Consider the following 13,514-nt stretch of genomic DNA (forward strand, 5'->3'; position numbering starts at 1 on the left):
CCGATATTCGTCAACATCTTTGTCCACGCATGGAGCCCTTCACCCTGTTGCTCATCGCCGTGCTGCCCTCCGTGGTGGTGTTCCTCACGGCGTTCTACCTGATCCGTCAGTTCATGCAGGCCCGGCAGGGTGAGCGGACGGCTGAACAGCGGAAGGAGGACCGCAGGCATACCCTTCCGCTCCGCCTTCAGGCCTACGAGCGGTTGGTGCTCTTCCTGGAGCGGATCTCTCCCGGTGGACTGGTGCTGCGAGTGCACAAGAGCAACATGACGACCCGAATGCTGCACGCGGAGCTGACGGCCACCATCCGCGAGGAGTACGAGCACAACGTCACCCAGCAGGTCTACGTGTCGGACAAAGCGTGGACGCGGGTGAAACAGGCCAAGGAGGAGACGATCCGCATCATCAACATCGCGTTCGAACAATGCGGGGAGCAGTCCCCGGGCACTGAGCTCAGTCAACGGGTGTTCGAGACCGCGTCCCGCTTGAGCCATCTGCCGTCCCAGGAGGCGATCCTGATGCTCAAAGAGGAGGTGCGCCGCCTGTTCTGAACAGGCGCATCAGCCGATCCACGGCCACCGTCGGATCGATCGCCCCGGTGGAGACCTGGGCCTCCAGGCCCGGAAGCGCGGCGGCAAGGCGTTCATCCTGGAGGGCGTGTCCCAACAAGGCCTGCCCCAGGCCGGCATGTAACCAGTACACGGCCTGTCGATTCCTTCGTTGCATCAGCGATCCGGTGGACATGCACTGGTCGCCGAGGTCCTCCAGCAGGTCCGCCAGTTCATCGACCCCCTCCCCGGTGATGGCCGAGCAACGGAGCACCGGTGGGCGGCGACCGTCCCGCAAGGGCATCAGCTGGATGGCGTGGACCAGGTCGTTCACCGCGGCGCCGACCATGGCGGGCGGGGCCAGGTCCATTTTGGTCACCACCACCACGTCGGCGGACTCCATGATGCCCCGTTTGATGCCTTGAAGCTCGTCACCCGCACCGGCGATCAGCAGGAGCACGGTCAGGTCGGTCACCCGGTCGACATCCGATTCGTTCTGCCCGGCGCCGACGGTCTCCACCAGCACACGATCGTATCCGGCCGCCTCGCACAAGAGCATCGTTTCACGCGTTCGCAGGGCGAGCCCCCCCAATGTGCCCCCAGTGGCCGTGGGCCGCACGAAGGCCCGGGGGTCGGTGGATAACCGGTGCATGCGCGTCTTGTCCGCGAGGATGCTGCCACCGGTCCGCTGGCTGCTGGGGTCCACCGCCAACACCGCCACCCGGTGGCCACGGTTCAGCAAGGCCGAGCCCAACGCGTCGATCAGGGTGCTCTTGCCCGCTCCGGGGATGCCGGTGATGCCGATCCGGAGGCTGGCGCCGAGGCCGGTGAGTGTGCCGAGCAAGGCCGACAGGCGCGCCCTGTCCTCCAGCCTGCGGCTCTCCACCAAGGTGATCGCACGGGCCAGTGCGCCACGGTCACCGGACCGAATGGCGGCGATCAGGTCCTGCTCCTCCGTTCCCATTGTCGATCAGAGCCCCTTGCGGTAGTTGTCCGCCCAGTCAGGGTCCGACACGTCACTCAGCAGCCGGAACATCGCTTCTCTGTGGCACAGGTCCGTGGGGTGGCGCAGGCCGTATTTGCTCAACAACAACATCTGTCGTGGCGAGGGGTTCAATGGTTCCTCGGCCCAGCCCTTGCCCACACGCTGGCCGTCCTGCACGTGCAGCGGATACTCCCAGAAGCGCAGTTTCCACAGATCGTCCAACACCTCGCAATAGGGCACGATCCGGCGACCATCCTCGGCCTGCTGCACCTTGCAGGCGTCCACCCCGTGCTCAGCGAACAGGTCCGTGCCGTTCGGATTGGCCTTGCTCTGCACCAGGCCGCGAACCTGCAGCAGGAACTGGTCGCGCGTCAGGGGCTCCGTGGCGATCACCTCCCCCTCGAAGACCTTCACCACGAAGCAGCTCATCAGCTGGCTGTTCAGGCTGGTCGCCAAGCTGATCCCGAAGGAGTACGTGGCATAGGCCGCGGGCGGCACCGCGTGGCCTGCCGTACCAGGAAGGCCGGAGAAGAAAAGGGCGAGCAGGGAGGCCGTGAGGGCTCGGTTCATCGGGAACGGCGACGCAGCGCAAAGATACCCCCGCCGGCCAGGGCCATCAAGACCAGAAGACCAGCCCACCAGGCGCCTGAGGTCCAGCCGATGAGGACGGACAGCGGCACGGACGCGATGATGATCGGGTGGATGAGCCCTTGAAGACGGGGGTCGTTGATCGGCATCCCGTCAATGGAGGGCGTCGGTCGTTCCGATGGCCCGTTGGCGGAGCAGATGCTGCCGCAGCAGGTTCATCCGCTCGTTGAGCTCCTTGATGTACAGGGCCTGTTCCTCGACGGTGACCCATAGGCGCGTGTGGAGGTCGTCCAGGCTGAAGGGGCCCTGCATCTGCCAGTCGCTGCGGCCGGGGATGGTGGGCAGGTGGTGCTCCCGCTCCACGTAGTTGACCATCTCCTGGATGGGCAGGCGGCTGTAGCCGGCTCCGCGCTGGCCGTCCTCCTTGCGGGTCTTGCCGTCGTAGTAGGCATCGAACACATGGTCGCTCAGGAGCAGGTTGCCCCCCCACACGCCGATCTCGGCGCTGAGGCTGCCCGGGCCCTTGAACTTCTGGTTGGGCGACACTCCGCTGGTGGCCCATCCCCCGGTCTTCTCCACCATCACGGCCATGGGGCTGTAAATGAAGTCGCCCTGGGTGAGCACCGGCACGATGGAGTTCACCTGGGCGTTCAGGCGGAGCAGGGGGCGGCGGCTGGCCGAGCCGGTCTGGCCGACCCACTGGAAGGTGCCATCACAGGTGATCAGGGTGGAGTTCGCCAGGAGGCTGCACCCGGGCGAATGGCTGTAGCCGGTGCAGAGCACGCCCGGGAAGTTCTGCGGCGCTGTGCTGGGGCAGGAGGCGAAGTAGCACGTGCCGCTGCCCGGGGTGAACAGATGACCGCACGCATCGCAGAATATGCCAAAGAGCGACGTGTAGTTCGTGGTCTCCGCGTTCACGCCCACGTTCCCCGTCCAATCGTTCAGGTCGAAGCAGTATTCGACCAGCAGGTTGCTGGCGCCGTTCCATTGGAAGTTGGACACGTTGAAGTTGTGGGCGTTCCATCCCGCCACCGGCGTGAAGCTCGCCGACGTGTGGCAGACCACCCACCCAGGGCTGACATCCAGCGTAGGCAGCGCAGCGAGCGGCGTGTTCTTCATGCTCAACTGGCTGTTGGTGATGGCCTGTCCGCCACCGCTGGTGGCGTTGAAGGCCGCCCCGGTGATGTTCGTGTTGGCGCAGAGGTTCAGCGCGGCCAGGTCGCTGGCGAGGTAGAGGTATTGGTGGCGTCCATCCTCCCAGCCGCGACTGTAGGGCGTTTCAATGGTGTTGAAGAGCGTGGTGTTCGCGAAGGACCCATTGTCGATGATGGGGCCCCCGGTCGTGGGCCAGCCGGCCTGATAGGCGCAGGCGGGCACCGGGCTGCTGAGGTACACGCGGTTCTTTTCCAGCAGGAACGCGTCCTCCAGCTGATACCAGTTGGCCGTATTGTCGGTGTTTCCTTCGTGGGCGCCCGTGGTGGCGTTGAGCCGGATGCTGCCCTCGGTATTGGTGGCCGAGGTGCCGCCGATCAGCAGGCCGCCGTTCACCTCCAACTGTTCGGTGTAGGTGGCCGGAACGTTGATCCCGACAAGACCGCCCGTGGAGAGCGCGCCGGCGATGATCCGCATGCGTTCCACGCCATTGGTGCGGAAGGCCAGGTCCATGTTGTCCGTGGTGCCCACGAAGTCCGTGGCGGCATTGGTGCCGGTGTTGCCGCCGAGCTGCCAGGCGGCGACGCTGGACACGAAGACCCAGCCCGGTGCGGGCAGAAGGTCGGTATCGTAGTACCAATAGCCCTTGGGTGCGGTGGGCGTGCTGTTGTTCTGGAAGACCATCAGGCCCTCGGCGGTGGCCAGAGCGGCGCGCTGGGCATCGGTCATCCGGGGGGCCAGGAACGCACGGCCGACCTGGTTCAGGTCCAGCAGGGCGTTGGTGCCGGGCGCCGCGCCCGTGTTGTTGATGCCCACTTGTCCGAGCACGACCGGCCCCATCAGGAGCACGGAGAGGGATGCGGTCCTCAAGCAATGCCGAACCCCTGAACGGTGGAGGGAGAGCGCCTTCATCGTTCAGGGGTTCGTGCCCAGAGTGGGGGATCAGTCCTGCCTCAACCCGTCCAGGCGCTGGCGCACCAAGTGCTGCCGCAGCAGGTTCATCCGCTCGTTGAGCTCCTTGATGTACAGGGCCTGCTCCTCGACGGTGACCCATAGGCGCGTGTGGAGGTCGTCGAGGCTGAAGGGCCCTTGCATCTGCCAGTCGCTCCGGCCGGGGATGGTGGGCAGGTGGCGCTCACGCTCCACGTAGTTGACCATCTCCTGGATGGGCAGGCGGCTGTAGCCGGCTCCGCGCTGGCCGTCCTCCTCGCGAGCCTTGCCGTCGTAGTAGGCATCGAACACGTGGTCGCTCAGGAGCAGGTTGCCGCCCCACACGCCGATCTCGGCGCTGAGGGTGCCCGGGCCCTTGAACTTCTGGTTGGGGGAGACACCGCTGGTGGCCCATCCCCCGGTCTTCTCCACCATCACGGCCGTGGGGCTGTAAATGAAGTCGCCCTGAGTGAGCACCGGCACGATGGAGTTCACCTGGGCGTTCAGGCGGAGCAGGGGGCGGCGGCTGGCCGAACCGGTCTGGCCCGTGAACTGGAAGGTCCCATCGCAGGTGGTGAGGGAGGATGTGGGCAGCAGCTGGCACCCAGGCGTGTGGCTGTATCCTGTGCACAGAACGCCAGGGAAGTTCTGCGGGGTGTTGTTGGGGCAGGAGGCGAAATAGCAGGTACCGCTGCCGGGGGTGAACAGGTGGCCGCAGGCATCGCAATAAATGCCGAAGAGCGCCGTGTAGTTGGTCGTCTCGGCGTTCACCCCCACGTTGCTCGTCCAATTGTTCTGGTCGAAGCAGAACTCCACCAGTAGGTTGCTCGCACCGTTCCATTGGAAGTTGGACACGTTGAAGTTGTGCGCGTTCCAACCGACCACCGGCGTGAAGCTCGCCGCGGTATGGCACACCACCCAGGCTCCGCCCACATCCAACGTGGCCAGGGCGGCCAGGGGCGTGTTCTTCATGCTCAACTGCGTATTGGTGATGGCCGTACCACCGCCTGCAGTGGCGTTGAAGGCGGCGCCGGTGATGTTGGTGTTCGCGCAGATGTTGAGCGCCACCAGGTCGCTGGCGAGGTAGAGATATTGGTGCCGACCATCCTCCCAGAAGCGGCTGTAGGGGGTCTCGATGGTGCTGGTAAGGGTGGTGTTGGCGAAACTGCCGTTGTCGATGATGGGGCCCCCGGCGGTGGGCCAGCCGGCCTGAAAGGCGCAGGCAGGCACCGGGTTGCTGAGGTACACGCGGTTCTTCTCCAGCAGGAACGCGTTCTCCAACTGATACCAGTTGGCCGTATTGTCGATGTTGCCCTCGTGGGCGCCGGTGGTGGCGTTGAGCCGGATGCTGCCCTCGGTATTGGTGGCCGAGGTGCCGCCGATCAGCAGGCCGCCGTTCACCTCCAACTGTTCGGTGTAGGTGGCCGGAACGTTGATCCCGACGAGGCCACCGGTGGACAACGCGCCGGCGGTGATCCGCATCCGTTCCACGCCATTGGTGCGGAAGGCCAGGTCCATGTTGTCGGTGGTGCCCACGAAGTCCGTGGCGGCATTGGTGCCGGTGTTGCCGCCGAGCTGCCAGGCGGCGACGCTGGACACGAAGACCCAGCCCGGTGCGGGCAGCAGATCGGTGTCGTAGTACCAATAGCCCTTGGGTGCGGTGGGCGTGCTGTTGTTCTGGAAGACCATCAGGCCCTCGGCGGTGGCCAGGGCGCTGCGCTGGGCATCGGTCATACGGGGCGCCAGGAAGGCCCGGCCCACCTGGTTCAAGTCCAGCATGGCGTTGGTGCTGGGCGTGGCGCCCGTGCTGTTGATGCCGATCTGGGCATGCACGGGCAGCAGGGCCAATAGCGCCATGCCGAGCAGGACCGGGCGGAACAGCGGGGTCGCGGTACGGGTCGAACGCATGCGCATGATCAATGGGTGGTTCGAGTTTCGGTGGCGGCACGACCGTTGAGATCAGAGACCATCCGGGCCTTCTGGGCGTCGGTCAGCTCGGGCAAGGCCTTCACGGCCGATGTCATCGGTCCTAGTTCATCCGGACGCAAGGGCCGGTCGGAGCTCAATACGTCCAACAGATGGGCTTGGCGGTTCAATTCCGCGAGGTACAGGGCGTGGGTCTCGGTGGTCGTCCACAACTGGTTCGTCAGGTCCCCGAAGGAGAACCCGTGTTCGCGCTCCCAGGCATCGCGGCCCTTCATGGTGGGCAGGTGCCGGTTCATCCGCGTGAATTCGGCCATCTCCTGGATGGACAGGTTCCGGTATGCGCCGACGGCCTCGGCATCGGCCATCGCCACGCGGCCATCGAAATGCCGGTCGAACACATGGTCGTTCAGGCGCACCCCGTTGTCATACACGCCTTTCTCCGCGTGGATGGTGCCCGGACCCTTGAACGAGCGGTATGGATCGGGCGGGTTCACCCACAGGCGCCAGCCAGGGGTGTTCTCCACCATGAAGCCGCCATCATACACCACGTAGTTCCCGTTGCCGGACACGATCGGGCCCGGGGTGGTGCTCACCGTGCCGCCGAACCGCACCACCGGACGAATGGTGCTCGCACCTCCGAGGCCACAGGTATTGTCCATGCCGCTGCCGGAAACGATGCCGGAACAAGCCGTGGCGGTATTCCCACAGGTACCGGAGACAAGGCCGGCGTAGCGCGTGTAGGACAGGTTCGTGGCGGTCGTCGAGACTTTCACGGGCACGTTATACGCGGCACCGGCGGCCCCCCCTTGGAAGGTGACTTCGACGATGATGTTGCGCACGCCATCCCACACGAACGGCGTGGTGAGGTTGAAGACGTCCCATGCGCCAGCGCCGGCGATCGGACGGTTCTGCGTGGCCGGCGCATTGAAGCCGCAACCGGCGGACGGGTCCGCATTGGCCAGGAAACCACCCGTGAGGTCGTTCACGCCCGGTGGAGCGTGAAAGACGGCCACTTGCCACGCCCAAGGCTTGATAAGCGCCCCTTGGCCGATGAAGAATCCGATCTGGTTGATCGGCTGACCGGGGCAGAGGCCTTGCGTCCAGGTGGTGTTCCCGTTCAACTGGGCCAGTTCCACGTTCAGTTCGTTCACCAGGAACATCATCTGCTTCCGCACCCGTTGCGCGGCAGCCGTAGCGTTGATGTACGGGGTGACCGTGGCCGCGTTCGACCATTGTCCCGTGGTACAGCCGGGACAGGCCGGAGGCAGCGGCGCATTGGGGATGTTGTTGGCGATCTCCGCCGTTCCGGCGCCACAGGTGGCATCCGCCTGGTGGGAATAGGCGGCCGGTCCGAAGACCTGATAATCGTTCGGGAGTTTCCGCCATCCCGCGGCCGGCCCCATGTAGCCCTCATGCCACAGGTCGGTGCTGTTCCACCGGATGGTGCCGACGTTGGTGTTCGCGGTGGTGCCCGTGAGGCGCACAGCACCGCTCACCTCCAATAGCTGCTGGGCTGCCGGCAACGGGGTCGGCGCGCCCATGGCCACGCGGCCGCCGGCTTCCACCACCATCCGCTCGATGTTGTTCGTACGGAAGTTGAGCTCGGTGGCGTCCGTGGTGCCGAGGTAGTCGTTGATCGGATTCACCGGATCGTTCCCCAGCAGGTCCCACGCGGCGGAGCCGACGCTCACGCGTACCCACTGGGCCAGCGTGGCGTCATAGTAGTAGTAGCCCGCCACCCCGTCGGTCTGGTAGATGGTCATGCCATCCACGCCAGCGGGGCGCTGCGCGGTGGTCATCCGGGGCACCAGGAAGCCCTTCTTGGCGTTCGCAGGCAGCGCGCTGACGTCGATGTCCAGAATGGCCGTGGCGCTCGGGGCGGCACCATTGGCGTTGATGCCGATGTTGTTCTGAGCGGCCAGGCCCATGCTCAGGCCCAGGGTCAGCGCCGACAGGGAGATCCTCATGGCCATGCGGTTCAGGGTGTGCACAGGATTCATGGTCAGGGCTTGCTGCGTTCGTTCAACTGCTCCAGTCGGGCCAGCAGTGCCATGCGTTGCTCATCGGTCAGGCGTGGACTGCGTTCCACATCCTGCCTCATCCGTTGCCATTCCTCCTGGGTCAGTCCCTTGTTGAAGGTCAACTCTTCCAGCAAACGCAGGTCACGCTCCAGTTCGGCGATGTACAAGGCCTGTTCCTCCACCGTGCGCCAGAGGCCCGTGCTCAATTCTCCGAGCGAGGCCTGTTCACCGGCCTCCCAGTCGGATCGGGAGGGCATGGATGGCAGATGCCGGTTCTCGGCCAGATACCCCTCCAGGTCATTGAGCGGAATGAAGCGGTGATCCGCTGCGGACGCGGCCTCCTCCGGCTTCGCCGTTCCGTCGAAGTAGCGGTCGAACACGTGGTCGGACAGCTGCAGACCACCGTCGAAGACCCGGTCCTGGGCGCGTATGGTGCCTGGTCCGCGATAGACACCGGCCGTGGCGGCCCATTGCGGGGTGCCGACCATCAGTGCATGCCCGCTCAACAGCGTGTAGTCGCCGGTATTGTTGAACGGCGTGGGCTGTTTCACCTGGCCCCACACCTTGAAGACCGGACGCGTGGTGTTCAGGCCCCAAAGCAATCCGGCGGGGAAAACAGCCGGGGTGGTGTAATGGGTGGAACCGGGGTTCACGCTCGAGCCGGGCACGTAGGACCAGATCGTGCTTTGGAACGTAAGGCCCGTGGTCAGCAGGACACGCGGGCTTACACCGGCCACGGCCGATTTCAGGTAGTTGATCTCGATGATGATGTTGTCCGTGCCGTTCCAGAAATAGGGCGGGTTCAGCGGGAACACCACATCGCCCGCACCCACCCGGAGGTTGGTCGAATTGAAGCGCACGGGCGAGGCGTTCATGCCATTGCCCGTCGCCTGATCGATGCCGGTGGCGGGCAGGCTGGCCAATGCCGTGGTGGCCACCTTGACGTTGATGTTCAACACGCAACCCGGAGCGGGTACGTTCGGGTCGTCATCCAACGCGGTCACAGCCAGCTGGGTGATGTTGCCCACGCACAGATTGAAGGGCGCGTTGGCCAGCTCGCTGCCCAGGATGAGGTATTGCACCCGACTGCCCGAGGATTGGGCCGTCTGGCTCGTCGGAAAGGGGGTTTCGCGAAGGCGCTGAGGCGCAGTCGCATTGGTCTGACCATTGATCACACCGCCTTGGGTCTGGCCCGGAGCGCCGCAAATCAGGTTGAAATCGGTGTAATCCTGGCCGGTGACCACGGTCTCGATGTTCTCCAACCGGCTGAAGAGCGGGCCCACGCGCAGGAACTGGTTCACATTGGTGGCCGTGCAGTTCGCGCTTAGTTGAAGCGTGGTGGCGTTCACCACGTTCAGAATGGTGGCGCCCACGGGGATTCCGGTCCCGCTGACATACATACCCGCGGAAAGCCCTGCCGTGGAGGGGATCGTTATGTTGGCATTGCCATTTGTGGTGTTCATGCCCTGGATGGCACGTACCCCCCCGCCTTCATGGTAGTTGACCCCATCATTGTACCGCAGGACCCCGTTGGCCGTGGTCAGGCTATACGATGTCACGGGATACACGGGCGCTTGTTTGAAGAGGCGGACCGCTCCGTTCACGTGCAGGGCTTCCGCAGGAGCGATGGTGCCCACACCAACGTAGCCGTTGGTGCCGCTGATGGTGATCCGCGGGTTGGCGGTACCGTTGGTGTTGATGCGCAGGTCGTCGTTGCTGCCGGCCACCGTGCCGATGTAGTTGGTGGCCACGTTGGTGCCGAGGTTCCCGGTCTCCGACCAACCCGAGCCGGAGGCCATGCGGTTCCATGAAGTGCCGTCGTGATAGTACAGGCCGACCGCGTTCTTCGGGTCGTAGGGGGCGGAGTTGTCCGTTTGGTAAACCCACAGACCCGCCGTGGGGCCGGGCAGGAGCACGCGCTCGTTGTACGTCATCCGCGGGATGAGCAGGCCGCGGTTGGTGGCTTCCAGTTCCAGCAACGCGTTGGCGTTCACCGGTGGTGCTCCTGTGGTGTTGATGGCCACGTTCTGCGCGGCGGCCGGGACAGCGAGGACACCGGAGAGCAACAGGACGTACAGCTGGCGTGAGCGTAGCGTCTTCTTCATGGAACGAAGCGTTGTAGGGCGTTTCGGTGCAGGAAAGGACTGATGGACATCAGGCAAAAGTAACGTGACCTTGGTTCGTCAGCAATACCGGGTAGGCGATCCGGTCCGGATGGTTGGAAGGGAGCCACGTTCGGGTGCAAAGGCAGCAGGAAGACGCCCACGTGGGAAAAGAGTTGCCCGCTAGTTATCAACAGGCTGGGGGAGAGGGGGATGCAGCCGCAGGGAATGCCCCCGAAGGGCATCGCCTTCGAGGGGGACCGGCCCCGGTCTACGTTACAGGTCCAACGAGGTTTCTTGGCAAACGCTCAGTAGACCAGCAGAGGCCACGTACGTGGCTGTCCGGAACCGGCGGTGAGCCGCAAGGTGTAGCTACCTGCGGGCAGGCCTTCGTGGGTCAGGTCAAGGACCGAAGGTCCTGGGCCAACGAAGAAGGTGCGCACGAAGACGGTGCGGCCCATGGCGTCGATCACCGCGAGCTCCACGTGGTCGCTACCGGACGCTTCAAGCACCAACCTGATCGCCCCAGAGGTCGGATTGGGGAAGGGGCCTTCCGCGCCGGCACTGCGGAAGATCGCCGTGGTGGTGGCCACACGGGTCTCATGCCCATGGGCATCCACCTCCACCAGGCGGTAGTAGTTCAAACCCTGCAGAGGCGTGAGGTCCCGGTAGTGGTAGGCCATGTGCGCCTGACTGTTCCCCGCTGCGGGGAGGGAACCGACCAGGGTGAAGTCCGAACCGTCCGGCGAACGCTCCACGATGAAGTGGTCAGAGGCCATTTCCGTAGCGGTCTCCCAGCTGATCAGCACATGGTCCGAAACGGACTGGGCGGTCAGGCTGATCAGCTCCAGTGGCAGCACGGTGCAGTCCAAGGAGGCCCCGTTGGTCAGGTTCCAGTCCAAACTGAACTGTTGGCCATTGGCGCTGAAGTTGTCCACGTAGAGGATGTAGATCTGGCCCACCAGGACATTGAAGGTGCTGACCCATCGGTCTCCGCCGGCGCCTTCGGTGAAGTCCGTCGCTCCGTTCCCGCAACCGGTCGGACCGGTCGGAGCGGCGAAGGAACAACGCAGCGGAGCGCCCACAGGGGGGCAGGTGATGGATGCCATGGGGCCCCAGACCGCGAAGTCATAATCCGTAGGTGCGGCTGGGTTGATGGTGAATCCGATGGTGCCGGCAGCGCTGGGGCTGAAGTAATACCAAGTGCCCTGCCGCTCACCGCTGGCCAGACAGCCCTGGTTGCCCGCGTTCAGGTCGGCGGTGCATCCTGTGTTGTTCGTGTTGTTGTTGAACGCCAGGTTGTTGCAGATGGTCGTGCCGCCCGAACAGTCCTCCGGGAAGGTGTTCGTGGTGGTGGATTGGAACGCACAGATGTTGAACGATCCCTGCTGGCCGTTGTAGCCCCACACGCGCAGGTAATAGGTCTGTCCAGGCGTGAGCGGGGTGCATCGGCGGTCGATGCGCGGCATCAGCCCGATGGCATCGTCGTTGCATTGGATGCTGGTGAAGGGGCCTGCGCAACTTGGTGCTGAATAGAGCTCCATGGCCCCGTTGGTCATCGTACCGATGGCGGTCTCGATGGTCACCACGCCGTTCGCCGGCGCGGTGAAGGAGAACCAGATATCTCCGCCTGTGTAAAGTCCGCAGCCTGGCGCGGGGGGGCCGGCGGTGGCGGTGGCGCCGATGTTCGAGTAGGTGAGCGGGATGCAGGAGGCGAGGACCGGCAGAGGGTTGGCCGCGCAGGGGTCGTCCCCGGTCATGGGCGGAGGGGGCGGAATGGTGTACGCACAGATGGAGAAGGTGCCGTTGTTGTCGCCCCCATATTCCCAGAACCGCACATAGACCGTGGTCCCCGGGGTGAGCCCGGACGCATAGATGTACGGCATGGCCCCATTCGCGCTCGCGTCATCATCACAGGCCACCTGGGTGAACGTGCCGTTGCAGGCCGTGGCGGTGTACAGGGCCATTCCCCCGTCGAGGATGACGCCCGTGTTCGAGTCGAGAATGAGCACGCCGCTGGCCGGCACCACGACGGAGAACCAGACGTCACTGCCGGAGTAAAAGGCACAGGTCGGTGCGGGCGGGCCCGTGGTGGCCGTGCTGGAGGCCGTGGTGCTGCCTTGGAAGGTACAGCCCAGACCCGCGGTGAGCGGGGTGGCCCCGCAGGGGTTGTCGTTCGCCGGAGGCGGAGGCGCCGGGCCAATGCTGAAGGTGCCCGGGCATGGACTGGCCGGCGTGGGCCAGGTGTCGAACCAGATGTAATACTGCGTGCCGGCGTTCAACGTGGCCGTGATGGTGGTGGTGTTGGCCGCGTTGCCGTCGCCGTACACGCAGGTGCCTCCGCCGTTCGGGCATCCGGCCCAGACCTGGACGGAGCTCCAGGTCTGGCCGGTGACGTTGATGTTGTATGCCCCGGTAACGGTAGGGGTGATCACGTACAACGCTTCATTGCCATTCTTGTATGCGGCGTTGTCATTCGAGCCGCAGAGATTACCCGGCACGTTGGTCGAGTTCAGGTCGTTGGTGGCGCCACAGACCAGCGCCTGGTTGGGTGATCGGCAGGCTGGCGGGGTTCAACACCGTGGCACCCGCACACGTGGTCGCATGCCCGCGCTGGAACGCAATGAGCGCAAAGACCAGCAACAAGGACCTTCCGGACGCGGTCTGGCGGAAGGATGGACGGTTCGAGAACGGACCCATGGTCTAGTGGGGGCCGGAACGGGTGTATTCCTCGTAGAGGGCGGGGTGAGCGTCGATCCAGGCGCGCTTGGCGGCCGATCGTGCGGCATCGTCGGGCGGGGCTCCGGCCTGAAGCGACCAACGGCCATCCGGAGTGGGCACCACGGCGCGATAGGTCGGGAGACCGGGCCACATCACCTCCACGCCGAGCAACGGAACCCCGCGGACCTGAAGTACCGTTGCGAACGCATCCAGATCGAGGTCGGTGATCGGGGTGAACTTGGCCAGCGTGCGATCCGCTGCGAGGTGGAGCGGAACCTCCTGGTCGTGGTCGTGCAGGGTGTGGATGGTCACCTTCTCCAACGAACTCGTCAAGGGCAGAAAGAAGTGCAGGAACACATCGACCCCGGCCACGCTTTGGCCGATCGCACTACGTTGTCCTGTGGTCAACAGGATCAGGATCATCCACAGGGCTGCACGCACGGTCTTCGCGCGTCCACAATTGAATGGACGACCAGCAAGATACGGATCCGCGGCCTTGAGCACCGGTCTGAGTTATCCACAAGACGCGGTCGGAAGGGCC

General features: G+C 64.8%; 10 protein-coding genes. 1 reads left to right on the forward strand and 9 read right to left on the reverse strand.

Annotated elements, in window-relative coordinates:
- Positions 1-29 precede the first annotated feature (29 nt).
- Positions 30-551, forward strand: coding sequence for a hypothetical protein (locus IPJ87_01340; protein MBK7940521.1), 522 nt, complete (start codon positions 30-32; stop codon positions 549-551).
- On the opposite strand, the gene meaB is transcribed toward IPJ87_01340, so the two are convergent.
- The 9 genes from meaB to IPJ87_01385 all read right to left on the reverse strand — a co-directional run bounded on the left by meaB (position 523) and on the right by IPJ87_01385 (position 13,396).
- Positions 523-1,512, reverse strand: coding sequence for a methylmalonyl Co-A mutase-associated GTPase MeaB (gene meaB / locus IPJ87_01345; protein MBK7940522.1), 990 nt, complete (start codon positions 1,510-1,512; stop codon positions 523-525). The genes IPJ87_01340 and meaB overlap by 29 nt on opposite strands.
- Before the next feature lie 6 nt (positions 1,513-1,518).
- Complete coding sequence (locus IPJ87_01350; GenBank protein ID MBK7940523.1) at positions 1,519-2,103, reverse strand: hypothetical protein; 585 nt, start codon at positions 2,101-2,103, stop codon at positions 1,519-1,521.
- The gene (locus IPJ87_01355; GenBank protein MBK7940524.1) at positions 2,100-2,270 is read right to left on the reverse strand and encodes a hypothetical protein; all 171 of its coding nucleotides are present in this window, start codon (positions 2,268-2,270) and stop codon (positions 2,100-2,102) included. Before IPJ87_01355 ends, IPJ87_01350 begins: the two co-directional genes overlap by 4 nt.
- A gap of 4 nt (positions 2,271-2,274) precedes the next feature.
- The gene (locus IPJ87_01360) at positions 2,275-4,143 is read right to left on the reverse strand and encodes a hypothetical protein (protein ID MBK7940525.1); all 1,869 of its coding nucleotides are present in this window, start codon (positions 4,141-4,143) and stop codon (positions 2,275-2,277) included.
- Positions 4,144-4,215: 72 nt separating this feature from the next.
- Positions 4,216-6,117: a hypothetical protein gene (locus IPJ87_01365; protein MBK7940526.1), complete on the reverse strand. Its 1,902-nt coding sequence runs from the start codon at positions 6,115-6,117 to the stop codon at positions 4,216-4,218.
- Positions 6,118-6,119: 2 nt separating this feature from the next.
- Positions 6,120-8,096 carry a hypothetical protein gene (locus IPJ87_01370; GenBank protein ID MBK7940527.1) on the reverse strand — a complete coding sequence of 659 codons (1,977 nt, stop codon included), beginning with the start codon at positions 8,094-8,096 and terminating at the stop codon, positions 6,120-6,122.
- A gap of 35 nt (positions 8,097-8,131) precedes the next feature.
- Positions 8,132-10,255, reverse strand: coding sequence for a hypothetical protein (locus tag IPJ87_01375; protein ID MBK7940528.1), 2,124 nt, complete (start codon positions 10,253-10,255; stop codon positions 8,132-8,134).
- A 305-nt stretch (positions 10,256-10,560) separates the two neighbouring features.
- A complete protein-coding gene (locus IPJ87_01380) occupies positions 10,561-12,753 on the reverse strand; it encodes a T9SS type A sorting domain-containing protein (GenBank protein ID MBK7940529.1) in 2,193 nt (730 codons plus the stop codon).
- A gap of 202 nt (positions 12,754-12,955) precedes the next feature.
- Positions 12,956-13,396: a hypothetical protein gene (locus tag IPJ87_01385; protein ID MBK7940530.1), complete on the reverse strand. Its 441-nt coding sequence runs from the start codon at positions 13,394-13,396 to the stop codon at positions 12,956-12,958.
- Positions 13,397-13,514 lie beyond the last annotated feature (118 nt).

This window comes from Flavobacteriales bacterium (assembly GCA_016713875.1).
In the GTDB taxonomy this organism is placed as follows: domain Bacteria; phylum Bacteroidota; class Bacteroidia; order Flavobacteriales_F; family PHOS-HE28; genus PHOS-HE28.